Annotated in this window: 22 protein-coding genes; 12 read left to right on the top strand and 10 right to left on the bottom strand. The window is 57.9% G+C overall.

Features of this window, described 5'->3' with window-relative positions; translation table 11 throughout:
* The first annotated feature begins 48 nt into the window (after positions 1-48).
* The 5 genes from NA78x_RS30940 to NA78x_RS30920 all read left to right on the top strand — a co-directional run bounded on the left by NA78x_RS30940 (position 49) and on the right by NA78x_RS30920 (position 4,799).
* On the top strand, positions 49-1,818 hold the full coding sequence (locus tag NA78x_RS30940) for a methyl-accepting chemotaxis protein (protein ID WP_425616247.1): 1,770 nt from the start codon (positions 49-51) through the stop codon (positions 1,816-1,818).
* Between the two features lie 144 nt (positions 1,819-1,962).
* Positions 1,963-2,334 (top strand): response regulator, encoded by a 372-nt coding sequence (locus NA78x_RS30935; protein WP_425616246.1) that lies wholly within the window; start codon positions 1,963-1,965, stop codon positions 2,332-2,334.
* A 2-nt stretch (positions 2,335-2,336) separates the two neighbouring features.
* Positions 2,337-3,440: a protein-glutamate methylesterase/protein-glutamine glutaminase gene (locus NA78x_RS30930; protein WP_425616245.1), complete on the top strand. Its 1,104-nt coding sequence runs from the start codon at positions 2,337-2,339 to the stop codon at positions 3,438-3,440.
* A 4-nt stretch (positions 3,441-3,444) separates the two neighbouring features.
* Complete coding sequence (locus NA78x_RS30925; RefSeq protein ID WP_425616244.1) at positions 3,445-4,320, top strand: CheR family methyltransferase; 876 nt, start codon at positions 3,445-3,447, stop codon at positions 4,318-4,320.
* A 35-nt stretch (positions 4,321-4,355) separates the two neighbouring features.
* Entirely contained in the window at positions 4,356-4,799 is a 444-nt protein-coding gene (locus NA78x_RS30920) for a chemotaxis protein CheX (RefSeq protein WP_425616243.1), read from the top strand.
* Positions 4,800-4,814: 15 nt separating this feature from the next.
* Here NA78x_RS30920 and NA78x_RS30915 read toward each other — a convergent pair whose 3' ends face one another.
* From NA78x_RS30915 to NA78x_RS30905, 3 genes are all read right to left on the bottom strand, one after another.
* A complete protein-coding gene (locus NA78x_RS30915; RefSeq protein ID WP_425616242.1) occupies positions 4,815-6,359 on the bottom strand; it encodes a sulfatase-like hydrolase/transferase in 1,545 nt (514 codons plus the stop codon).
* 75 nt (positions 6,360-6,434) lie between these two features.
* The gene (locus NA78x_RS30910; protein WP_425616241.1) at positions 6,435-7,253 is read right to left on the bottom strand and encodes an alpha/beta fold hydrolase; all 819 of its coding nucleotides are present in this window, start codon (positions 7,251-7,253) and stop codon (positions 6,435-6,437) included.
* 81 nt (positions 7,254-7,334) lie between these two features.
* Positions 7,335-9,656: a hypothetical protein gene (locus NA78x_RS30905; RefSeq protein ID WP_425616240.1), complete on the bottom strand. Its 2,322-nt coding sequence runs from the start codon at positions 9,654-9,656 to the stop codon at positions 7,335-7,337.
* Between the two features lie 145 nt (positions 9,657-9,801).
* On the opposite strand from NA78x_RS30905, the gene polX reads away from it, so the two are divergent.
* Both polX and NA78x_RS30895 read left to right on the top strand, forming a co-directional pair.
* Positions 9,802-11,535: a DNA polymerase/3'-5' exonuclease PolX gene (polX, locus tag NA78x_RS30900; RefSeq protein WP_425616239.1), complete on the top strand. Its 1,734-nt coding sequence runs from the start codon at positions 9,802-9,804 to the stop codon at positions 11,533-11,535.
* Positions 11,536-11,547: 12 nt separating this feature from the next.
* A complete protein-coding gene (locus NA78x_RS30895; protein WP_425616238.1) occupies positions 11,548-11,760 on the top strand; it encodes a metallophosphoesterase family protein in 213 nt (70 codons plus the stop codon).
* Here NA78x_RS30895 and NA78x_RS30890 read toward each other — a convergent pair.
* Both NA78x_RS30890 and NA78x_RS30885 read right to left on the bottom strand, forming a co-directional pair.
* Positions 11,730-12,662, bottom strand: coding sequence for an ISAzo13 family transposase (locus NA78x_RS30890; protein WP_425613585.1), 933 nt, complete (start codon positions 12,660-12,662; stop codon positions 11,730-11,732). The genes NA78x_RS30895 and NA78x_RS30890 overlap by 31 nt on opposite strands.
* Positions 12,650-12,940 (bottom strand): hypothetical protein, encoded by a 291-nt coding sequence (locus NA78x_RS30885; protein WP_425613584.1) that lies wholly within the window; start codon positions 12,938-12,940, stop codon positions 12,650-12,652. The genes NA78x_RS30890 and NA78x_RS30885 overlap by 13 nt, the downstream gene beginning before the upstream one ends.
* A gap of 901 nt (positions 12,941-13,841) precedes the next feature.
* On the opposite strand from NA78x_RS30885, the gene NA78x_RS30880 reads away from it, so the two are divergent.
* Positions 13,842-14,303 carry a hypothetical protein gene (locus tag NA78x_RS30880; protein WP_425616237.1) on the top strand — a complete coding sequence of 154 codons (462 nt, stop codon included), beginning with the start codon at positions 13,842-13,844 and terminating at the stop codon, positions 14,301-14,303.
* Positions 14,304-14,315: 12 nt separating this feature from the next.
* Here NA78x_RS30880 and NA78x_RS30875 read toward each other — a convergent pair whose 3' ends face one another.
* The 3 genes from NA78x_RS30875 to NA78x_RS30865 form a co-directional block, all read right to left on the bottom strand.
* Positions 14,316-14,627, bottom strand: coding sequence for a P-II family nitrogen regulator (locus NA78x_RS30875; RefSeq protein ID WP_425616236.1), 312 nt, complete (start codon positions 14,625-14,627; stop codon positions 14,316-14,318).
* 34 nt (positions 14,628-14,661) lie between these two features.
* Positions 14,662-15,054, bottom strand: coding sequence for a ferredoxin (locus tag NA78x_RS30870; protein ID WP_425616235.1), 393 nt, complete (start codon positions 15,052-15,054; stop codon positions 14,662-14,664).
* A 151-nt stretch (positions 15,055-15,205) separates the two neighbouring features.
* Positions 15,206-16,528 (bottom strand): citrate synthase, encoded by a 1,323-nt coding sequence (locus NA78x_RS30865; protein ID WP_425616234.1) that lies wholly within the window; start codon positions 16,526-16,528, stop codon positions 15,206-15,208.
* A gap of 328 nt (positions 16,529-16,856) precedes the next feature.
* Here NA78x_RS30865 and NA78x_RS30860 point away from each other — a divergent pair, with 328 nt between their 5' ends.
* The 4 genes from NA78x_RS30860 to NA78x_RS30845 all read left to right on the top strand — a co-directional run bounded on the left by NA78x_RS30860 (position 16,857) and on the right by NA78x_RS30845 (position 20,759).
* A complete protein-coding gene (locus NA78x_RS30860; protein ID WP_425616233.1) occupies positions 16,857-17,120 on the top strand; it encodes a biotin/lipoyl-containing protein in 264 nt (87 codons plus the stop codon).
* Positions 17,121-17,414: 294 nt separating this feature from the next.
* Positions 17,415-18,317, top strand: coding sequence for an MBOAT family protein (locus NA78x_RS30855; RefSeq protein ID WP_425616232.1), 903 nt, complete (start codon positions 17,415-17,417; stop codon positions 18,315-18,317).
* 421 nt (positions 18,318-18,738) lie between these two features.
* Entirely contained in the window at positions 18,739-19,797 is a 1,059-nt protein-coding gene (locus NA78x_RS30850) for an IS30 family transposase (RefSeq protein ID WP_425614411.1), read from the top strand.
* Between the two features lie 224 nt (positions 19,798-20,021).
* On the top strand, positions 20,022-20,759 hold the full coding sequence (locus NA78x_RS30845) for a peptidoglycan-binding domain-containing protein (protein WP_425616231.1): 738 nt from the start codon (positions 20,022-20,024) through the stop codon (positions 20,757-20,759).
* 243 nt (positions 20,760-21,002) lie between these two features.
* On the opposite strand, the gene NA78x_RS30840 is transcribed toward NA78x_RS30845, so the two are convergent.
* Both NA78x_RS30840 and NA78x_RS30835 read right to left on the bottom strand, forming a co-directional pair.
* The gene (locus tag NA78x_RS30840; protein WP_425616230.1) at positions 21,003-21,488 is read right to left on the bottom strand and encodes a hypothetical protein; all 486 of its coding nucleotides are present in this window, start codon (positions 21,486-21,488) and stop codon (positions 21,003-21,005) included.
* A gap of 266 nt (positions 21,489-21,754) precedes the next feature.
* The gene (locus NA78x_RS30835; RefSeq protein ID WP_425616229.1) at positions 21,755-22,306 is read right to left on the bottom strand and encodes an REP-associated tyrosine transposase; all 552 of its coding nucleotides are present in this window, start codon (positions 22,304-22,306) and stop codon (positions 21,755-21,757) included.
* Positions 22,307-22,539 lie beyond the last annotated feature (233 nt).

Below are 22,539 nucleotides of genomic sequence, written 5' to 3'. Positions count from 1 at the left end.
CTGCCCACCGCATCATTCACCCGCCTGCTTACTTCAAGGAACATTGTCATGGCCACGTTAACCCGCACTAGCCCTTCGAACTCTACCGCGAAAGCCAAGCCTCGCGCCACCAAGTCGGCAGCCGAACAGTTGAACGCCGACTTTGCCGGACAAGTGGCGGCCATCAGCCGTTCGCAAGCCGTGATCGAGTTTCAACTCGACGGCACGATCATCACTGCGAACAGCAACTTTCTGACGACCGTTGGCTACTCGCTGGAAGAAATCCAAGGTCGCCACCACAGCATGTTTGTGGAAGAAAGCCAACGCCAAAGCTACGAGTACAAAGACTTCTGGAACAAGCTCGGCCGTGGCGAGTATCAATCTGCCGAGTACAAGCGAATCGGCAAGCACGGTAAGGAAGTCTGGATTCAGGCCTCGTACAACCCGATCATGGACGTCAACGGCAAGCCCTTCAAAGTGGTGAAGTACGCGACCGATGTCACCGCCCAAAAGCTGAAGAATGCAGACTTCGAAGGTCAGATCGAGGCGATTAGCAAGTCGCAAGCTGTCATCGAATTCAAGATGGATGGCACGATCGTAGCGGCCAACGAGAACTTTCTGAAGACTCTCGGCTATTCGCTCAACGAGATTCAAGGCCGCCACCACAGCCTGTTTGTCGAAGAAGGTTATCGTCAAAGCCCCGAGTACAAAGAGTTCTGGGCCAAGCTTGGTCGCGGCGAATACCAGGCCGCCGAGTACAAGCGAGTTGCCAAGGGTGGACGCGAGGTCTTCATTCAAGCCTCGTACAACCCGATCTTCGATCTCAACGGCAAGCCCTTCAAAGTGGTGAAGTACGCCACCGATATCACCGCTCAAGTGTTGGCCCGCGAAGACCTGAAGAACAAGGTCAACAGCATGTTGGAAGTGGTTGCTGCTGCCACCAGCGGCGACCTCACTCGCGAAATCACCGTCAAGGGAACCGACTCCATCGGCCAGATGGGCGAAGGGCTGACTCGCTTCTTCACCGACCTGCGCCGCAGTGTGACCTCGATCGCTCAGAATGCTTCGGCTCTGGCCGGTGCTTCGGAAGAGCTGTCGTCGGTCAGCACGCAAATGAGCTCGAATGCCGAAGAGACTTCTTCGCAAGCGAACGTCGTGTCGGCTGCCTCGGAGCAAGTCAGCAAGAACGTGCAGACGGTTTCGACTGGCGTCGAAGAGATGAACTCGGCGATTCGCGAAATCGCGAAGAATGCCACCGAAGCGGCGAAGGTCTCGCAACAAGCAGTTACCGTTGCCAACACCACCAACGCGACCATCGCCAAGCTGGGCGAAAGCAGCGCCGAAATTGGCAAGGTGGTGAAGGTGATTACTTCCATCGCTGAACAGACTAACCTGCTGGCCTTGAACGCCACCATCGAAGCCGCTCGGGCCGGTGAAGCCGGTAAGGGCTTTGCCGTGGTCGCCAACGAAGTCAAAGAACTGGCCAAGGAAACCGCCAAGGCCACCGAAGACATCAGCCGTAAGATCGAAGCCATCCAAGGCGACACCAAGGGTGCTGTCGAGGCCATCAAGCAGATCAGCGGTGTGATCAACCAGATCAACGACATTTCGAACACGATCGCCAGTGCCGTGGAAGAGCAAACTGCCACTGCGAACGAAATGGGTCGCAATGTCGCCGAAGCTTCGAAGGGAAGCGGCGAGATCGCCCAGAACATCACGGCTGTGGCTTCTGCCGCCCAAAGCACCACCCAAGGTGCCAGCAACACACAGCAGGCCGCCAGCGAACTCTCTCGCATGGCTGCCGAACTGCAGCACCTGGTTTCGCAGTTCAAGTACTAAACCGCTGGTACCTACCTGCGGGTGCCGAATGGACCAACGCCGATAGAGACGACCTGTTCAGCCTGGGGCAAGGGAGCAGGTCTCTATCGGTGTCTTACTTACTTTCTACCGTACTGCGATATCGTTTTCTGAAGGACAAGTACCGTGCGCGCCATAGTCATCGACGATTCCAAAGCCATCCGCCGCATCATGGGCAACATCATGCGGGAACTGAACTTCGAAGTGTTTGAAGCCGAGAATGGTCAACAAGGCTTGGATCAACTCGATCTGCACGGTGCCCCCGATGTCGCCATTGTCGACTGGAATATGCCGGTCATGAACGGACTCGACTTCGTCCGCTCGATCCGAGCCAACCCTGACTACGATCTCGTCCCCGTCATTATGGTCACCACCGAAACCGAGATGGAACGCGTGGTGCAGGCTTTGACCGAAGGGGTGAACGAGTACGTCATGAAACCCTTCGATCGCGCCGCGATTCAAGACAAGCTGCAACTGATTGGAGTGGGGTGCGCCTAGTCATGCGAAGGATTCGTGTTCTCATTGTGGATGACTCGACCGTCATCCGCCGCTTGCTTTCCGATACGCTTAGCAGTGATCCGGAGTTGGAGGTCATCGGTACCGCGCCCAACGGTCGCATCGCCTTGGCCAAGATCGCGCAGATCAATCCCGACTTGCTCACGCTCGATATGGAAATGCCGGAAATGGACGGCATTGCCACGCTGGTCGAACTGCGCAAGACCTATCCCAAGCTGCCGGTCGTCATGTTCAGCACCCTCACGCAACGAGGGGCCGAAAGTACCCTCGATGCGCTTTCGAAGGGAGCAAACGACTATGTCACCAAGCCCGCGAACGTGGGCAGCATTACGGCCGCGCTGCAGAATGTGCGCAACGAGCTAATCCCGAAGATCAAAGGGCTGTGTGCTTGGAGCAAGCCTGCGCCAACTGCTGCCAAACCGGTTGGCTCGTCGATGGCTGTCGGTAGCAATCGATTGCGGCCGGCAGTCCCCAGTCGCATCGATATCGTCACGATTGGAGTTTCGACTGGTGGCCCCAATGCGCTGCTGAAGGTCCTTTCGAGTCTGCCCGAGTCGTTTCCGGTCCCCATCGTGCTCGTGCAGCACATGCCGCCGATTTTCACCAAGCATCTGGCCGACCGGCTGAATCAAGTTTGCAAACTGAGAGTGCATGAAGCCAAAGCGGGCGACGTGCTGCATCCAGGGGGCGTCTGGATCGCCCCCGGCGACTATCACCTGATTCTCGAACGCCAGCAAGCAACTGTCCGTTTGAACATTCACCAAGGCCCACCCGAGAACTCCTGTCGACCCGCCGTCGATGTGCTCTTTCGCTCGGTGGTTGAACTGTACGGTCGTGGGACCCTGGGCGTCATCATGACCGGCATGGGACAAGACGGTCTGCGAGGCTGCGAGGCCATTCGCGATGCCGGCGGAACGATCTTGATTCAAGACGAAGCCAGTTCGGTCGTGTGGGGCATGCCGGCTGCGGTCTCGCATGCGGGTCTGGCAAATCACGTGGCCTCACTCGACAACATTGCCGCGGAAATCATTCGACTAACACAACAGGGACGTCCAACCCGGACTTTACCGAAAGAAATAGGGGCGTGATTTGATGACTACCGCTGCTACCCTTGGTTCTTCCACCACGCTCGATAGCGACTCGTTCGGGTTTGTCTGCAATCTTGTCCGGACTCGTTCGGCGATTGAGATTGAACCCAGCAAGGCCTATCTCGTCGAATCGCGCCTGGCACCCATCGCTCGCGAACAAGGCCTGGCCTCGTTGCGTGAACTCGTTGCCGAGATGCGCCGACCGGGCAAACAGGATTTGTCTCGGCAAGTGGTCGAGGCGATGACCACGAACGAAACCAGCTTCTTTCGGGACATTCATCCGTTTGAAGCACTCAAGTCGCAGATCATTCCGCAACTCGTCGCGAAGCGTTCGAGCGAACGAACCTTGAACATTTGGTCAAATGCCTGCTCCAGCGGACAAGAACCGTTCACCATTGCGATGATCCTGCGCGAACACTTTGCCGCCCTGGCAGGCTGGAAAGTGCGCATCATCGGCAGTGATCTCTCCAGCCAGATTCTCGCTCGAGCGCGGGAAGGGGTCTTCAATCAGACTGAAGTCAATCGTGGTTTGCCGGCGAACCTGATGGTGAAGTACTTTCAGCGCGATGGTGTCCATTGGCGGATCAAAGACGAGATTCGCAAGATGGTCGAGTTCAGCGAAGTGAACCTGGTCGAAACCTGGCCGACCTCGCTTCCCAAGTTCGATATCGTGTTCTTGCGAAATGTGCTGATCTACTTCTCGCCCGAAACCAAGAAAACCATTCTCGGCAAGGTTCGCAAGATTCTTCAGCCCGACGGCTTTTTGTTCCTCGGTGGTGCCGAAACCACGATGAATCTCGACACCACTTTCGTCCGCACGCAAGTTGGCAAAGCGGTCTGCTATTGCCTCGAGACTCCTGCCGCTACCGCCAAGAACTAAAGCTCCTTTCCTCCTGCCCGAACGTGAGGTCACCCATGACGGTCAAGTCTGACGATGTCGTCGCCATCACCGAAAACGTGCTGAAAACCATGCTGGATTTTGATGTCGCCACGACCGACTTCGTGGCTGAACCAGATTCCGCTGAGCAGATTTCCAGCTTCGTGCAAATCAGCGGCGCGTGGGAAGGAACGGTAATCGTCGAATCTTCGCTCGGTCTCGCCCGCGACATCGCGGGCGGCATGTTCGGCATCAGCACCAATTCGGTGAGCGAAGACGACCTGCAAGATGCACTGGCCGAAATCACCAACATGGTTGGCGGCAACATCAAAGGGCTGGTCAACTCCCCTTCGTTTCTGTCGATTCCTTGCATTGCCAAGGAATCGACGCTTGCCGGTCCGGGCCAACCTAAAGTCGTATTTCAACAATCGTTTGTGTGCCGGGACGAGCTGTTGCGAATTACTCTCTGCCAACAAGATTGATTCGGCACTCGTCAACTAACGAGCCTTCTTTTTGACTTTGGCCTTAGGAGCGTCTGCTGGTGGCTTCAGGCCGTCGTCGGGCTGGTTCCAAAGCCGCCACGGATCATTCAGTCTGCGCATCTCGGCGAGCAGCAGCAGTTCCATTTCTTGAAGCTTGTCCGCGTAGCGAGGATCGCCAGCGAGGTTCACCTGATTGGCTGTCGGCGTGATGCCCGTTTGCGCGATCACTTTTGGATCGTGATGTTCCTTGACAAACTCGTGCGAATTCTCGGCGATATTGAATAACTGAGTCTCGCGGACTTTGCCTTCCAGCACGTCATACTTGATGAGCTTCCAGTCTCCCTTCTTCACCGAGCGCATGCCGGGCTTCGTGCCACCGTTGTAGACGCCGTACAGCACATCGCGCACGACTGCTTGCTTGCCTTCGAGCACTGGCTTGAGGCTCGTCCCTTCGTTGCTCTCGGGCGCGGGGACCGCGGCCAGATCGCAGAGGGTGGCGAGCACGTCTTGCAAGTAGATGTTGCCTTGCGCTCGCGAACCGGGCTTGATACCGGGACCCTTCATAATGAAGGGCACGCGCCAGGTGTGTTCGTACAGGTTCTGCTTTCCTTGCAGGCCATGCCGACCGATGGCGATGCCGTGATCGGCGGTATAGACGATGTAGGTGTTATCGAGCTCGCCGAGCGCCTTCAATTTGTCGAGCACCCGGCCGATTTGCATGTCAATGTTTTCGCTGCACGCGAACTCGCGCCCCAGTTCGTTGCGAATGGTTGCTGGGTCGCGACGTTCCCAAACGCCACTCACGGCGACTTCGTCGCGCAACCCCGGATGACCGTGCGGAAAGGGATGAGCCGGCAGATAGTTGGCCGGAACCTTTGGTTGCTTGTCGTTCAAGGCTGGTGGTTGAGTCTTGTCGGTGTGATTGCCCGCACCATACTTGGCCAGCAGTTCCGGCGTGCCGTCGCGCTCGTCGTGCGGATGCGAAAACCCGTAGTAGATGAGAAATGGTTTGGTCTCTTTCGCCTGCTCTCGCTCGGCCAGGTAAGTCAGGACTTGCTCGGCGTGCCAGGCACTACCGCTTTCGGCGGTGCCGCCGCGCTTGGTGGCATCGCGACGAACGGTGAACTGCTTGTTGGCTGCTTCGTAGCTGTTCCCTTGCTTGCAGGTGCGCATTGTGGCGTAACCTGCGCGGTTGAAAACAGCGGGGATCGTGTTCTTTTCCAGATTCGGCGGGCAGAGCCCCTTTTGCATCGCACCAGGAGCAATCGGCAAGTGCCAGACCGAGCGGCCACTCATAATCATGTGTCGCGAAGGAGTACAAACTGCACCGCTGAACGAACCGAGGTGATACGCGCCGTCGATGACCATGCCCTCGGCTGCGAGCCGATCGATGTTCGGCGTCTGCAGCGGCGAGTTGGGGTTATAGGTCTTCAGATCAAACGGGCTTTGATCATCAACCAGGATGAACAAGATGTTGGGACGATCGGCGGCCGCGATTGGCAGGGCGAAGGAAAACAGTGCCAGGCCGAAGAGCAAGCGCAGGAGAGAGAGGCGTTTCATCGCAGTGAACTCAGGTGGAAGAACGGTCAACGACTGCCGCAATCATCGTGCATGCCTCAGCAGCCGTCCAGCGCTTTATCGCAGGGCGTTCTCGATGAATTGTTGTGTCAGGCGAAGCGTGGCACCTACTTCCGCATCGACTTGATCGAACCACACCCGGCGCAGCATGAAGTAGCGATGGCGGGCAGCGGGCATGACGTATTTTTGAAAGTGAGCGTGCGAGAGGAGGTCGTCGTCTTCCCCTGGATCGACCACGCGGTCGAGCTCGCCCAGCAGTTGCACGACTTGCAGTCGCTGCCCCACCGTCGACGCCAGCAGCGCTCGCCAGTCGTTGCTCAGCGAAGTGAGCCAAGGCGAAGGTTTCATGCCGGCTAGGGCGAGCCCGCCAAAGTACGACCAGCCTCCGAGTCGTTTGCCCAAAGTCACAGCGATGCTTTGCAAGCGCGTCGCCGGGTGCAAGCCGCGGCTGGTACTGGCAAGAAACAGCACGCGATCAAGCTTGCGAAACCAGGGTCGCTGCTGCGAGAGGATCAGCAGACGTCGCGCGAGGAGACCACCAAAGCTATGACTGACGATGACAATCGCATCGTAATGCTGCTGCTGAGTCAGCTCGTCAATCTGCTGACCAATCTTCCGCGCGATTTGGTCTGGATCGCTAGGGGACCAGAAGGTCGCCAGGTACGAGACGGGAAGAAAATCGCGTTTAGAGAATCGTTCAACGATTGCCCGATCGACCAAGGTGAGCAGATCGTCGTAGTTACGAAAGCCCGGCCACCCGCTAAAGAGGCCCGGTACGAACACGACGAGGCACTTCGTTCCTGGGCCGGTAGAATCGGTACGGTGATTCAAGCGACTAAAGTGCCAGGTGAGATCGTCGTTGATTGGGGTGCCCATCCGTTAATCTTAGCTACTGACAGAATCAGGCTGTCGCCGACTCGTCTCACTGCGACCAAGCTACCGGGTTCTACAGACGCACTACTTCTTGGCCGACAGTTGCTTGACGAGCCAGCCTGCGGCGGTCGTGGGATCGCCTTGCACTTCCAACCGCGGGGCCGCCTGAGAGTTTCGATAAGCGACCGTCGCGGGATTGAGCAATGTGGCGGTAGCCGCTGGTTCGCTGGGACGATTCCAGGCGTCGACCAAGCCGTCGAGCCGAACGGGCCGCGGAGCAAGGCTAGCGGCGAGTCGCGGCAAGTCGTGCTGGGGAAAGAGGCCAGGAACGATGCCATCGTTGGGCAATAGCATCAGGTAACTGTCGAGAGCCGTGCGATACGAACTCAGTCCACCGCGAATATACACCGCGGCGATCTCGGGCCGTTGTTTCGCTGTCAGCAGTGTGACGAGTTGCGGCAGCGGATCAGCGCCACGCGGCAGCTGGCCATCTTCATCACGAGGGATACGAAAATTGGTGTTCGCAGGGTGAGGATCAATCCCGCTGTCACTCCAGAGGGCCACGGGCTGATCTTTACCACGCCCTGTTTGCAGCCATTCGATGGTCAGCAGCAGATCTTGAATTTGTTGATCGAGAAACGAGCTTCCCAGCATCCGTTCGGTGGATGAGCGACTCGTTGCGCTACTGCGCCGGCCGCGATCGCTGCCGCTGGCAGTCAGCCCGGTCCCATACAGATCGGGAAGAGCGATCCGCAGGCCACTCGCGAGCAGTTGAGAAAACTCGGCCGCACGATTTTGCACGAGCGTTTCGTTCTTGCCCGTGGAAATGACGATCACGGTACCAGCCACAGCCTTGGTGCCGACGGGTTCCAGAATCAGCAGCGGAACGGTCCGTTCGTTGGCCACGTTCAAGAACAGTTGCTCCACGCGAAACTGCTCGACTTTGATATTCTGAAAATGGGCCACTTCGATCGGGCCGCGCAGAGGTCGTACTCGCGTGACGTCAGCGGCGATCTTGCTCGGAGCTGATTCCGCTTTTTGCAGCAGCACGTGCAGTGGTTGCGGCTTCAACTTCGAGCGCAGCTCATCGGTCCAGCAACGAAGTTCCGCCGCATCGTGCCGGTCGGTCGATTCCTTGCCTTCGGGCAGTTGAATGTCGAACCACTTGGCCAGCGAAGCATGAATGTTCTTGCGATGCGTAGCCCCAATGTGAGTGCAGTGACTGCCCGGCGGATCTTTGGCGGTGATGGTGCCGTAGCCGGTGGCAAACGAAAGATTCGCGGGCTGATCGTACCAGCCATAGATCTTTTCGAGACGCTTCCAAACGGGATCGCGCTCGCGATCCCAGGCAAACTCATGGCCATAGATGAGTCTGCGCGGCGCGATGCTGCCGACGATGACCCAGGGGAGTGTACCGTCGTGCATCGACATCGCCAGGTTGCGCGTCGATTCCCAACTGCCGCCGCCCGCGTAATTGAACGACGTCTCGGCATCATCGGGCAGCGGATAACGAGTCTCTGGCTGTGGACCGCCGAAGTTAAACGGAGCCGCGCAAGTGATTCGCTCATCGAGTGCGGCGGTCACTGCGCAGGGATCACCACCGCCGGCGACAGCACCCAGTAGGATAATCTTTTCGCGATCGATGCCGGGCTGATCGAGCAACAGGCTGACGCCAGTCATCAAGTCCCAAGCGAGATACCCCATAAGCGATTCGCCGACGAGTGTCAGCTGGGCGTTGAGATCGTAGCGATGGTAATAGTCGTTGCGACTCGCCTGAAAGGGCTTGTCATAGTCGGCCGCTGTACGAAAGGGATGGCCGCGTCGTTCGCCATGGCCCAGATGATCGGGCGAGAGCACGTAGCAACCTGCGCGGGCCCAGAGCACGCCCATGTCTTGCAGTTCGCCGTTTTCCTTCGGCGTGTGATGCGCATGGCTGAGCACCAAGCCCGGCATCTTGGCTCGCGGCGGTTCCGGCGCGTACAAATCAGCAGTCACCCACAGCCCGGGCCGTGATTCGTAGATCACTTTTTCGATGCGATAGCCGTCCCCCTTAATTTCGCCAGCCTTTTCCACTCGCAACGGCTGCGGTGGCCGCCAATCGTCTGCTGCCAAGGAATTGCCCAGCGAGCGCCGGAGCAGTTGGAGTTTGTCGCGGCGAAAGGCCAGCCACTGTTCCTTGGTTTGGATGGCTCGCCACTCGGCAGAACTTTTCTGGTTCGCTGCTTCGCGCCGGCGGCGTTGATCGTTGCCCACATAGTCGCGCAGCTTTTGAGCATCGGTGTCCGCCAGTTTGGGGGCGGTGAATTTCTTCAATTCCGCCGTGAGCGATGCTGCTTCATCAGCCAGGCAGAGAATGGGCTGCAACAGGACCAGAGCAAGAGTCAGGAGCAACGCACGAATGAGCATGAAGACCTCCGGCGGGAGAAGCGGCGAGCTAGGGCGCATGGCGCAGCGAGTCGCAATCACTATAGTGAATAGGGCCGGATGTTTCGCTATTCTTTTGTGCTACTTCGTTTGACAGACGTTTTGTCTATTTGCTGAGTCCCTCCGCATGACCAACGCGCAAATTGCCGATGCCTTCGATCTGATTGGTGACCTGCTGGAATTTCAAGGAGCCAACCCGTTTCGCGTGCGAGCCTATCGCAATAGCGCGCGAACCATTCGCGATTACTCCGAACCGCTCTCTGCCGTCGTAGCCGACGACAAAACCAAGCTCACCGATATCGAAGGCATTGGCGACGATCTGGCGGCTAAGATCGTCACGTTGGTAGAAACGGGCGATCTGCCTTTCCTGCAAGAGCTGCGCGAGCAAGTGCCGCAGAGTGTGATGGCCTTGCTGCGCATTCCCGGCGTGGGGCCAAAGAAGGCAGCAGCGCTCCACAAGCAGCTGGGAATCTCGACACTCGATCAGTTGAAGGCCGCCTGTGAAGAGCACAAGGTGCGCGAACTGAAAGGCTTTGGCGAGAAGACCGAGCAGTTGATTCTCGCTGGCATGTCGCTCGCCGAAACCGCCAGCCTGCGGTTGCTCTGGGCTGAAGCCGATACGATCGCCCATTCGCTGCGCGAGCATTTTCGCGATTGCCCGGGAGTGGAACAGTTCGAGCTCGGCGGCAGCTATCGTCGCGGCAAGGAGACCGTCGGCGATCTCGATATTCTCGTCGTCGCTGCTGATCCGACCGCCGCGATGGACCGCCTCGCTGCCTTCGATCAAACGAAAGACCTCATCGGCCGCGGCGAAACCAAGATGAGCATCCGCACCCATGCGGGCTTTCAAATCGACCTGCGCGTGGTCGCCGCCGAATCGTTCGGCGCCGCCTTGCAGTACTTCACCGGCAGCAAGGAGCACAACGTCGTCGTCCGCTCGCTGGCGAAAGCCAAGGGGCTGAAGATCAATGAGTACGGCGTCTTCAAGGTGAAAGGGGATCAGGAAACCTACGTCGCTGGCAAGAGCGAAGCCGATGTCTACGCCACGCTCGGGCTGCCAGAGTTTCCGCCGGAGATGCGCGAGAACCGCCGCGAGTTTGATTGGGCCGCAGCCGGTGATTTGCCCGAACTGATCACGGTCGACGATATTCGCGGCGACCTGCACATGCACACGCATGCCACTGACGGCACAGCTTCTATCGAAGAGATGGCTGCGGCCGCTCGCGCCCGAGGGCTCGCCTACATTGCCATTACCGATCACTCGCAGCGGGTCTCGATGGCCAACGGACTCACGCCGGCCCGCGCACTGGAGCAATGGAAAGAGATCGACCGCATCAACCAGGATCAGCCCAGCGGTTTTCGCATTCTGAAAGGCATTGAATGCGACATTCTCGAGAAGGGTGGCATGGACTTGCCCGACGATGTCCTCGCCGAGGCCGACTGGGTCATCGCCAGCATTCACTATGGTCAGAAGCAACCGCGCGAGCAGATCACCGACCGCATTCTCGGCGCCATTGCGAACCCCTACGTCTCGATGGTCGCGCATCCTACGGGTCGTTTGCTCAATCGCCGCGAAGCTTACGACGTCGACCTCGACGCCGTCTACGCTGCGGCCAAGCAGCACGGCAAGTTGCTCGAACTGAATGCCAACCCGATGCGCCTCGACCTGAACGACGTCCACCTTGCCGCCGCCAAGCAGCATGGCATTCCTATCGTCATCAACACTGATGCCCACAGCACCGATGGCCTCGCCGTCCTTCGCTACGGCATTCTGCAAGCTCGCCGAGCAGGACTGACGAAGGCCGATGTGGCCAATACCAAGACCTGGCTGCAGCTGAAAAAGCTGGTCGGGAAGAAGTAGCGAGCGAGAGTGATGTTGCAGGCAATTCTCAGCGACGTTCACGGCAATTTGGAAGCACTGACCGCAGTGCTGCGCGATATCGAAATGCACGATGTCGACGAGATCATTTGTCTAGGAGATCTCATTGGATATGGGCCCGATGCTCTCGCTTGCTTGCAACTAAGAACCCAACGCGAAATAACTTCGGCTTTTGATCATAGGGGGTTGAAGGCGGGCGCTGTGTAGTTGAGTTGGGGCAGGAAGCTATTGAAGCGAATGGGATTGTGATCGAGGAAGGCTTGGCTGGCTTTGATTCCCTTCTGATACATCCGGCGGGCAACTTCCGCGACGACATGCAGTCCGTGCGTCGTGTGAGTGCGTGCGATAAAGTTCCGCGCAACTTGAATGGTCTTGAGCACCACGGCCTTGATCGCGCGCGAGACGTGACAGAAGAGGCGATGCTCAATGGGATTGTATTTCGAACAGCCCGGCGGATAGTGAGCCACCTGCACGTCGCAGCGCAGATCATGGGCCAGGTGGCATAGCGTTTCCTTGAAGCGATGCTGGCGACACCCGTTGCTGCCGCCGCAGTCGCACAGCAACAACAGTCGCGGCGCGTACCAGTAATGTTCCCGACCCATTCGTTCCCACCACCGACGGATCGCATCGCAAGCGAGTTCGCTGGTGTCGGCGCCGCGGGCCAAGTACATGAACGCTTCATTACGGCGAGTGTCGTACACGCCGTAAGGCACCAGTCGTTGCTCGGCAGTTACGAAGTCGTGATCTTGCACGACCACGCGGCCATCGGTGATCGCTCGGCCCGGATGAAAGAAATCGCCGAGAATTTCCTTCTTTTTCGTGTCGATGCTCAGCACCGGCCAATCGTTCCGCTCGTACTTCGTGCGGAGCTTGGCAATGAATTGAAACTGCTCGTCGCGATGTTCAAACTCACACGCCGCTTCGTCCTTGTACGCCTGTCGCCGCGAAAGACCAAGCTCGTCGAACAAGATTCGCCGCAACGCATCGGGACCAATCTCAAAGCCCTGCTCTTGCAACTCCTCCGCCAATTCAGGAACCGAGCGGTTCGTCCAGCGAATGTTTTCGTCGACGGGCGAACCGGCCGTGTCGCGCTCGATCAGGGCTTCCACTGCAGGAATGATTTCCGGTTGCGCAACGCTAGCTGGCTTTCGGCCTCCCCTTTTTTGCGAACGCGTCCCGCAGCTTCGTCCTCCGGCAGCTGCTCGATGTCCTCCGCGCCGTGGCGAATCGTGTCGGGATCGCAACCAAACAAATCGGCGATGTACTGCACACCGCCATGCCCGAGTTTCACCGCTTCGACCGCCGCGTAGCGTCGCCGATCCTTCTCGGATAACGCCCCATACACCTTCACCATCTGCCGCTCGACCGTTGCCCGATAAACCTTCATCGCTGAGCCCTCCTGTGACTGACTCCATGCCCCCCCTTCAGATTATCATGCGACAGTACCAAAGGAAGTTATTTCGCGTTTGGCCCTAACCTCAGATTGGGATGTTTTACTGCTCGGCTTCTTCGAAATGTCGTTGTCTTCCGACTTAGCTGGTTGGACCGCAATTGAAGCAAGGCGAAGCGTCGAAATGTTTCGCGACCAACTTGCTGCGAACGCAGCGCAGGTCCACTGGCTTGAATATCTTGTCTCCCTGCCTCGCGCTCATCAGCACGAAGGGGCAATGTATGTGCACGCGTCGCCACGAAGCATTGCAGACTATGTAGTGCCAGAAGATTGCTACAACCCAAAGAAAATGGAAGCCATTGCGGCAATGATGTCCGGAGTGTGTTTCTGTGGCGCGACTCATATGGCGGGGCTATTCTGGCGAGATCCTGTCAGTCCCACTTGGGACTATGAGGGAGCAGAACATAATCGGAAGTGGGAGGTGCAGCCCGGTCTTAGACTATGTAATGTTGGCTCCGTAGGGCAGCCTCGCGACGGAGACAATCGTGCTTCCTATGTCCTGTACGACGGCGGGTCCATTCGCTTTCGACGGATTGATTACAACTTCCCATTCACTGTGGAAAAACTCCGAGCGCTATTTGGGAGTGATTCGATTTCGGCAGCTCGCCTATCAAGTGGTCGATGAAAACGGCTCGCTTTCCAATCCTTCGGACAACCGCGAATGCACGGCTCAATCTCTTCGGCACACCGCTTGCTCTTGATGTTCCGTCCAAAATGGCTCGGTCCGTGCTAGCGCGAAATGACCATGTTTTTCGCTGGTAGGGGAGATCTCTGGCCTGTCAGCAGCCAGTGTGGCTGAAATCAGAGCCCGGGCATCCTCAATAAATGGAGGTGCAACATGATGACTCAGAACCCGCAAGAAGTGCAGTTGAAAGAAGTCGTCGAGAAGTTGGAACAAGCGTTACTAACGCCCGTTCTCGCTGGCGAACTTACCGGTTGGGTAACCACCGTGCAGGATGCGGCCGACGACCTCGACGAGCAAATCCGGCCGTTCCTCGACGTGCTGCATGCCGAGTACAAGGAGATCGTCAAGGCCGACAACGAGCTCATGTCGAAGGTCGAGCAACTCGTTGCCGAAGAGAAGAAGTTCCTCCTCCAGCTCGAAGAGTTCCGTCGCGAACTGCACCTGCTGGGTGAACGTGCCCCGACCGTCTTCAGCGACGAAGCCAAGGTCGCCGACGAACGCGCCAAGGTTGAGAAGGAGGGAATGAAACTCCTCACGCAGATCAAGCGGCAACAAATGGCCGTCAGCACCTGGCTCAGCGAAGCCGTGTATCGAGATCGCGGACCCGTCGACTAGTCGACTCAGACGTTAAACGACTGGCTTAAACGTGGTGACCGGCAAGATGAGAATCTTGCCGTCGCCCAGCCGGCCGGTGTTCGCTTGCTCTTGAATCAGTTGCACGACTTCTTCCAACCGAGAGTCGTCGACCCAAACTTCAATTTCCAGCTTGGGCAAAAAGGCGAGCGCGTATTCGGTCTCGCCGTACTGGTTGAGATAGTCCTTCTGCCGGCCATAGCCGCGGACTTCGCGCACCGTCAGCGCTTCGACGGGCGCACGCAACAATGCTTCGACCAGCCCTTCGGCCAGATGCGGCTTAACGATGGCCACCACTTGTTTCATGGCTCGTGCCGCTTAGAAGATCGCCCGACGTGGACTAGCTAAAAAAGTTCTCGCCGAACAGGTTCATCTCTGGCCCGCTCTGAACCGTGATGTCTCCCTGAACGACCGTGCAGCAGGCCAGCCGCATTTCATCTTCGTGACCGACATAAGCGAGCGGCGGAATTGGATCGGGAATGAGGACCGTCTTGAAGCGGACCCATTCGGACATCGTCAGTTTGTTCGTGTTTTCGATGCCGGCGGTGATCAACACGCGACACGTCCCGCAAACGCCCTTGCCGGCACAGTTCAGAATGCGGTTCACGCCCGCACCGACGCCGTTCAAACCTTGATTCAGGTTGACGCCAGCCTTGATGGCCTCGTTGCGCAAGTTCGCGCCGACCGGGACTTCGATTTCTTTCTTCTCTTTGACGAACTTGACAATCGGCATGGCTGGGCGAAGGGGCTAGGGATCTGGGTCTAGAAACTGAGGACAACCAACTTCCTACTCCCTCTCCTCGGTACTCCGGGGAGAGGGTTGGGGTGAGGGGCTGACCTGTAGCTAATCGTAGCTTACGCGGAGAGCCGGGTTAAGACAGCTTTTACCGCTTCTCGATCGGCTGGAACTTCCGTTCCGTTGGACCGGTATAGATCTGCCGCGGGCGATAGATCCGCTTGGTGGGCGAGCGGTGCATTTCCGTCCAGTGGGCGATCCAGCCCGGCAAGCGACCCATCGCAAACAGCACCGTGAACATCTGCATGGGGATGCCGAGTGCGCGATAGATCACGCCGCTGTAAAAGTCGACGTTCGGATAGAGCTTTCGTTCGATGAAATACTCGTCGTTGAGCGCGACCTGTTCCAGTTGCTGGGCCACATCGAACATCGGGTCGTCGACCTTCAGCTTGGCCAGCAGCTTGTCGCAGGCCTGCTTGATGATCTTGCAGCGAGGATCGAAGTTCTTGTAGACGCGATGGCCGAAGCCCATCAGGCGGAAGTTGCTCTTCTTGTCTTTGGCCATGGCGACCGACTTACCCACGTCACCGCCGTCCGCAATGATCTTTTCCAGCATCTGCACGACCGCTTCGTTGGCTCCACCGTGCAGCGGGCCCCACAGGGCGCTGATGCCGGCCGAGATCGAGGCGAACAAGTTGGCGTTCGACGAACCGACCATGCGCACAGTCGACGTGCTGCAATTTTGCTCGTGATCGGCATGCACGATCAGCAGCAGGTTGAGCGCGGCGACGGCGTCGGCATCAAACTCGTAAGGCTCGCAGGGCACGGCGAACATCATCTGCAAAAAGTTCTGGCAATAGCTCAGATCGTTCTGCGGATAGATGAAAGGCTGGCCAGCCGACTTCTTGTAGCTGTAGGCGGCGATGGTCGGCAGCTTGGCGAGCAAGCGATGGATCGAAACTTCGACCTGCCGGGGATCCATCGGGTCGAGCGAGTCTTGATAGAACGTCGAGAGGGCACTCACTACCGACGACAGAATCGCCATCGGGTGAGCGTCACGCGGAAAACCGTTGTAAAAGGCCCGCATCTCTTCGTGAATCATCGTGTGGCGACGAATCGAGTTGCGGAAGTCCTCAAGCTGCTTCGCGGTTGGCAGTTCGCCATAAATGAGCAGGTGGGCGACTTCCAAAAAGTCGCAGCCCGCGGCCAGTTCTTCAATCGGGTAACCGCGGTAACGCAGAATACCGTTATCGCCGTCCAGAAACGTGACCGACGACGTGCACGAGCCGGTATTGGCGTAGCCGTCGTCGAGCGTAATATGGCCGGTCGTCGCGAGCAGTTTCGAGACGTCGACACCCTTCTCGTCTTCGCTGCCGACGACGACGGGCAACTCGTATTCTTTGCCCCCCAACTGTAGACGGGCCGCTGCGGCTAACTTCGTCCCCTCGATCCCCTTGGCAACTTCTGCCATGCGATTTCCTTTCGACCCCTCACGTTGATTTGCTGGTGCGTGTGCGTTGCGAACTGTCGCTGGGGACAGTTTCGTGGACGGGAAAGCTCGCGGGCCCTACTTCGCGAACCACCTGCCGACTTGTGCGATGCTGGCAGTATAGCGGGCAATCGAGGGTGGGGAGAAGCGGCAGACGACCGCGAAAAACGCCCGCTACGACAGAATGGCGCTTCCGTAATCTCCCTCTTCCCACCCGCTGACCTTGACCGCTGCAATCCTCCCCGGGTACAAGTCCGAACCTCATCCCTGCCATTCTCTATTCCGCCTTCTTCCTTCTGCATTCCAACTCATGCCCCAAGTACCGCTGCTACTGACCGACCTCGACCTGGGCGATATTCCCGTCCTGGCCTGCTCGTGGCTCGTCGATCAGGGGGCTCGCGTCGTCCAGGGCGATCGCCTGCTGGAAGTTGTCGCCGGCGAAGTAACGGTCGACCTTGCAGCCCCTGCCAGCGGCCGCCTGATTCAACGCTGCGTCGGCCCCGAACAGCAACTGACCATCGGCCAGGTCCTCGCCGTCATCCACACCGCCGATAGCCCCAGCGACGATCGCTAAATCTCCTCTTCCGCCGCTCCTCAGAAAACGCCCCCAGAAAAACCGTGTTCACAAACCCCCTGGCCTTGTGGCCACTCCCGCGCGCCGCGCTCGAAGAATACTGCATCCGCCACTCGCCAACGCCCCCGGTTTGTGAACACCCCCTCAAATGACTATCTGCCACTTACGTCGATTATCCGACCTCTGACCTCTGGTCCTCCGACTCTCGACCTCTGACCCTCCGACTCCTGACCTCCGACTCCTGACCTCCCGCCCGTTAACCCGGCACCAGATTTGCGGTTACATCCTCATACGATGTCTACTCTCGCGAACACCGCCCCAAAGTCCCTCGCCTTTCACCGGTTTGCTTGGCTGCCGGCTGTTGCGCTTCCGCTGTTGGCCTTTGCCCTGGGCAGCCAACTGCCAGTCTGGATGCTCGCCTGGGTACTCGCCGCGGCGGTGTACGCTGGCTTCAAATGGCTCACCTTTGCGGAATCGGAAGCGGCCCGCGAAGCCACCTTCGCCGATGTCCTCAACTATTTGCTCCTGTGGCCGGGTATGGATGCCGAAGCGTTCCTCGGCAACAAACCGGTCCCGCAACCCACCAGTCGCGAGATCTTTTTCGCTGTCCTCAAATTCCTCTCGGGCCTCGTGCTGATTTTCGTTGTCGCGCGCTTCACCATGTCGCTCCCCCCACTCGTCACGGGCTGGGTTGGCATCGTTGGCCTGGCGCTCGCGATCTTGTTTGGCTTTGCTCATTTTGTCTCGATCGCCTGGCGCTCGCTCGGCGTGAATGCTCAGCCCATCATGAATCGTCCGCTCTGGGCTTTTTCGCTTAGCGACTTTTGGGGCCAGCGGTGGAACCTCGCCTTTCACGACGTAGGCCGCGAATACGTCTTTCGTCCCCTGCTCCGCCGCATCGGTGTGATCGGGTCGACGTTCGCCGTGTTTCTGTTTTCTGGCATCGTTCACGACCTGGTAATGTCGGTCCCGCTCCGCCGCGGCATCGGCCTCCCCACGCTCTACTTCCTGCTGCAAGCCGTCGGGGTCCTCTTCGAACGCAGCCCGTTCGGCAAACGCCTGGGGCTCGGCCGCGGCCTGCGTGGCCGCGCCTTCGCCGCCGCCGTGGTCCTCCTGCCCGTCGGCCTCCTCTTTCACTCTGCCTTCCTGCAGCACGTCATTCTCCCCACGCTCCACTTCCTCGGCGCGATCTCGTAGCCCTCACAAGTAGCCCGACGCGTCAGCGAGGGGACTCCACAACAGCCTTTATTTCGCCGCCGCCGTTGAACTTCCTCGCCCGCCCCTCTGATAACCACTTTTGATAACTTTTTCGACTCTTTTTTCGCGATAACCGTTCGCCGTAAGCCATGATTTGTCAACGTGTTGCGAAATATTATTGGCGAATTCTGACGATTTGCTGATAACCGTTTGATAACCAGTTGTTATCTTTGCCCATCCTCACCCTCATGCCTGGCCGCGATGTAGCGCGGTTAGAGTTCGGAGCCCCGCCCTAGCTCCTGCCCAATGACTCGCTCTCGCCAAAACTCAGCGTTCCGATCGCAGCCCCTTCCTCACCGCGCAGCCCTCCCCTCCACGACCAGGCCGGTGGTGCGTGCAAAATTGAAGTGCAAGCTAGCGTATGGTGGCTGAGAGTAGGAAAGGCCATCGCTGGGTGTTTGAATATCAGAATCTCACTTGCAGATACTCAAACGGAGGCCCAGCGATGGTTTACAAGCAGCTTAGGGTTGAGGAGCGTGAAATCATAGCGACGATGAATGCTCAGGGTTGTACTCAGGCTGCCATCGCCGAGGCGACTCATCGCGATGCTTCGACAATCAGTCGCGAATTGAGTCGCAATCGGCCGCGGAGTTGTTACTCGGCATCGGTGGCCCAGGGACTGGCGATGCGTCGGCGGGCGGCGGCTGGGCGGCCGCGTCGCAAGTTCGAGCAGCCAGAGATTCGGGAGGCGGTCAAGAAGCAACTCCAAGAAGGCTGGTCTCCGGAGCAGATCGCAGGTGTGAGCAAGCGTCAGTTTCCCGAGGATCCGCGCCGTTGGATCTCGCGGCAGACGATCTACAACTCGCTCCGCCGTGACGACCACGGACGCCCACTGCAGAAGTGCCTGCGTCGTTATCACCTGCACAAACGCCGTTGCCGCGCGCGAAAAGAGCGGATCTGCCCGCAATTGGAACAACGACCCGCGATCATTAACGAACGGGGCCGCTGCGGCGATTGGGAAGGAGATTTGATTTGCAGCGGCGGTCATGACCAGTTCTCGCTGGTGAGTCTCGTCGAACGTCAAACGGGCTACGTCGAACTGATCCTGGTTCCCAACAAAACGTCCGACGTGGTGATGAGCGCTATTCGTGTTCGCCTGGGAAAACACCCGCGTGAGTTGCGTCAGAGCGTGACGTTCGACAACGGCTCCGAATTCAGCCGCTGGGAATGGCTGCAGTGGATCCTGACCCTGCTGATCTTCTTCGCACATCCGCACTCACCTTGGGAGCGCGGCACGAACGAAAACACAAACGGCCTGGTCCGCGAATACTTCCCGAAAGGCACGCGCTTCAGCCAGGTCACTCGCTACGAGGTCCAAGCCGTCCAGGAAAAACTCAATCACCGACCTCGAAAACGACTGGATTTTCAAACACCCCACGAAGCCCTTTCAAAACATTGCTGTCTTGCAGTTCAAACTTGACTTCACCGGTAAGAGCATGCTCTCCGCTATTGGCTCATTATCGTGATTCATTGTCAAGCATTTATTGCCTAATTGGCGACAATTTATCGGCGTGGTAGCCCGCGCAGCCGTTCATGGGACGTGGCATGAAACGCGAAGCTTGACAATCGAGATGGGTCAGAATAGCGTGACTCCTCCAGCTTTCGAGTGGCAAACATCAATTGAGTGAGGGTAGGGATCCAGATATGCCCGCCGTTTTGAAACAAGGCAGTGGAGGCTCAGAAGTCGTCACGCTCCAAAAGCTGCTCAATGCAAAATTGCAGCCGAGTCCTCAGTTGGCAACGGACGGTGCGTTCGGAGCTAAAACGGTCGCAGCCGTGAAGGCCTATCAAAAGCAGCAACAACTGCAGTCCGATGGAATCGTAGGCCCCAAGACCTGGGCGAAATTGAACGCCAGCAAGGGGAAAGCTGTCCCCACGGCGGATGCGCTCCTTCAGCAAGCCAAAGCCGCGGTCGCGCACACCAAAGCGACTTTAAGCCTGGGGAACATCAACAAGAATTTCATCGCGAACACAATCAAGGCCAAAGGCGAGAACCTCCTTAATCATGCCGTTCAAAAAGTGGTTCATTCGATGAATGGCGATCTGGGCGGAGGGCAGAAGGTTCAGATGATTTCGGATGTCGCGACCGCTGCGAAAGTCGGAAACTGCATGGAGTGTGCCGCGGTAGCTGCGACCTATCTGCGCGACCAGGGCGTGTCGCCGGTCGAATATATGGGGATCTATGAAAAAGGGGGTGCGGGAAAGCACGCCTTCGTCGTTCTAGGGCGCGAACTCGGGTCCAATGCGTACGCCGTTCCAAATCCCAAAGACTGGAAGGGTCCCGTTGTGATCTGTGACCCTTGGGAAGGTACTGCCTTCCCTCTGGGCAGCCGCCCCATCTTTGGCTTGCCGGGAGAACTGGTTGCCCATTGTCGCTGGTGAATTTCTAGCCGAGTCGTAGCCAAGCAAGTCAGGTCGGGTGGCATGGGTTTACCCATGTCTTCCCTCGCCTTCTGAGGTAAGGCTCCTCACAAACCCAGCAGGAACTCAAATGGAATTCGCCACCACTCGCAGTGCAACGCTACCTCAAAAGATCACGAAGCGACCAGCGATCGCCGCTCGACCTCGTTCGACAATGGCCATCAAGACATGGGTAGAACCCATGCCACCCCGCCGAACTGACCATCACGAACGCCAGAATCCCAACGACTCGTCGTGCTCTAAAGACACTTCCTCGCCAGAACTTTCGACTCGATAAACGCACCCACTTCCTGACGTATTGGCTTCGCAATACCCCAAGACAATATGTTTCCGGTTCTCGTGGATGTGAAACATCATCATCACGAACGGGAAAGTTCGCCCCGCAATCTCTCCTCGATGCAAGGCGTGCTCTGCCAGTGAAATCTCCACGAGTCCGGTGTCGTCGAAGGTCCACGCGCGAAGCACATCACCTTCAACCGACGAATAATCAGATTCACCGTATTCTTCAAGGAGAATGTACGCACGGCGAGTGATCTTCACTCCCTTTTGTTTGGCAAATTGCTGAGACTCCTTTTCGGAGCGCCAAGTCTCTTCAGCTTCACAGAAAACAAGGTCATACAGATTGTCGCCGCGCCAGTCGCCAAGCGGCCGCTTGTTTTTCATCACTTGCTTTTTCTTGGGACGTGCCACCACGATGTCCTTTCCGTTCTGCGAGACCGTTCACGTCCCTGAACTCATGGTCATCATCCCATTTTCCGCCAGGTGCCACTTCTATGAAAAGCATTCGGCGCTGAGGGCGCCGTTACGATCCTCGCCGACGCCAGATTGTAGCGAGTAGTAGCCCGTAGTAGTCTAACTATCGCTCAATGTCAGGAATCGGGTAGAGCGATTTGAGCCCGTAGGTCAGGTCGGTACTCCGCCCTGACGCACATGCAGGTCGACCTTTGTTGGAGCAATCACTCACCCGCATCGCCCGGCAAGAGAACCGGAATGTAACCCGCGCCCCACTGAATGTCGTAGTGCCCATGCTCCACCCAGCGGTGAAAGGTCGACGGCTGCCAATCGCGGACGCGGTTCACGTAGCCGTGTTTCACCGGATTGAAGTGGATGTAATCGAAATGGTTTTCGAGATCAACAAGATCGCGAATGGTGTGCTCCCAGAACCGTCGTTGCCAAACGCCTCGGCGTTTCTCACGAACGCGTGACCTCCGCCGCGGTTGTTCGCGGCCACCTTGGGCCAGCCAGCGGCGCGTGAAAGCGCTTTTGATGTTCTTCCAGCGTGTGGAGAAATCATCATCGCCGGCGGGTAATTCCCACAGCGCGTGGAAATGGTCGGGTAGCAGCACCATCGCGACGACCTTGAAGGGATGTTTTGCCTGACACTCGCGCAGCGCCTCGCCCAGCAAGGTTCGGGCCGACTCGTTCGCAAACAGTGGGGCTCGTCGCTCGGTTACGAGCGTAAAGAAAAAAGTCCCACCGGGGACAAAATTGCGACGATAATCCGACATGGCAGAAGCGCGGATCGAGAATGGTTCCACCCAGCCCGATTGTAGATCACCCGCGATTCACCAACAAATCGCGCTGGTCAAATGCTGCACCTCACCTGCGCGTCCCGCCGTTGAACGTCCAACGCTCAAAGTAAGTTCCCGCCGCCTTGAGTCAGGGCGGAGTACCGACCTGACCTACCAGCTGCCTCGCAGCCTTACCTCAGAACGGCTCGAAGTCCACCAGTTGAAGTCGC

The organism is Anatilimnocola aquadivae (genome assembly GCF_049819085.1).
GTDB lineage: Bacteria > Planctomycetota > Planctomycetia > Pirellulales > Pirellulaceae > Anatilimnocola.
The sequence above is the reverse complement of the archived record's forward strand: the minus strand, read 5'-3'. Positions and strand labels throughout refer to the sequence as shown.

Bases quoted from the DNA above. Each gene is read 5' to 3' on its own strand.
- NA78x_RS30930 (WP_425616245.1), top strand. From the start codon at position 2,337: ATGCGAAGGATTCGTGTTCTCATTGTGGATGACTCGACCGTCATCCGC.
- NA78x_RS30860 (WP_425616233.1), top strand. From the start codon at position 16,857: ATGCCCCAAGTACCGCTGCTACTGACCGACCTCGACCTGGGCGATATT.
- NA78x_RS30880 (WP_425616237.1), top strand. From the start codon at position 13,842: ATGATGACTCAGAACCCGCAAGAAGTGCAGTTGAAAGAAGTCGTCGAG.
- NA78x_RS30845 (WP_425616231.1), top strand. From the start codon at position 20,022: ATGCCCGCCGTTTTGAAACAAGGCAGTGGAGGCTCAGAAGTCGTCACG.
- polX (WP_425616239.1), top strand. From the start codon at position 9,802: ATGACCAACGCGCAAATTGCCGATGCCTTCGATCTGATTGGTGACCTG.
- NA78x_RS30920 (WP_425616243.1), top strand. From the start codon at position 4,356: ATGACGGTCAAGTCTGACGATGTCGTCGCCATCACCGAAAACGTGCTG.
- NA78x_RS30835 (WP_425616229.1), bottom strand. From the start codon at position 22,306: ATGTCGGATTATCGTCGCAATTTTGTCCCCGGTGGGACTTTTTTCTTT.
- NA78x_RS30905 (WP_425616240.1), bottom strand. From the start codon at position 9,656: ATGCTCATTCGTGCGTTGCTCCTGACTCTTGCTCTGGTCCTGTTGCAG.
- NA78x_RS30855 (WP_425616232.1), top strand. From the start codon at position 17,415: ATGTCTACTCTCGCGAACACCGCCCCAAAGTCCCTCGCCTTTCACCGG.
- NA78x_RS30870 (WP_425616235.1), bottom strand. From the start codon at position 15,054: ATGCCGATTGTCAAGTTCGTCAAAGAGAAGAAAGAAATCGAAGTCCCG.
- NA78x_RS30885 (WP_425613584.1), bottom strand. From the start codon at position 12,940: ATGAAGGTTTATCGGGCAACGGTCGAGCGGCAGATGGTGAAGGTGTAT.
- NA78x_RS30940 (WP_425616247.1), top strand. From the start codon at position 49: ATGGCCACGTTAACCCGCACTAGCCCTTCGAACTCTACCGCGAAAGCC.
- NA78x_RS30915 (WP_425616242.1), bottom strand. From the start codon at position 6,359: ATGAAACGCCTCTCTCTCCTGCGCTTGCTCTTCGGCCTGGCACTGTTT.
- NA78x_RS30910 (WP_425616241.1), bottom strand. From the start codon at position 7,253: ATGGGCACCCCAATCAACGACGATCTCACCTGGCACTTTAGTCGCTTG.
- NA78x_RS30875 (WP_425616236.1), bottom strand. From the start codon at position 14,627: ATGAAACAAGTGGTGGCCATCGTTAAGCCGCATCTGGCCGAAGGGCTG.
- NA78x_RS30850 (WP_425614411.1), top strand. From the start codon at position 18,739: ATGGTGGCTGAGAGTAGGAAAGGCCATCGCTGGGTGTTTGAATATCAG.
- NA78x_RS30865 (WP_425616234.1), bottom strand. From the start codon at position 16,528: ATGGCAGAAGTTGCCAAGGGGATCGAGGGGACGAAGTTAGCCGCAGCG.
- NA78x_RS30895 (WP_425616238.1), top strand. From the start codon at position 11,548: ATGTTGCAGGCAATTCTCAGCGACGTTCACGGCAATTTGGAAGCACTG.
- NA78x_RS30925 (WP_425616244.1), top strand. From the start codon at position 3,445: ATGACTACCGCTGCTACCCTTGGTTCTTCCACCACGCTCGATAGCGAC.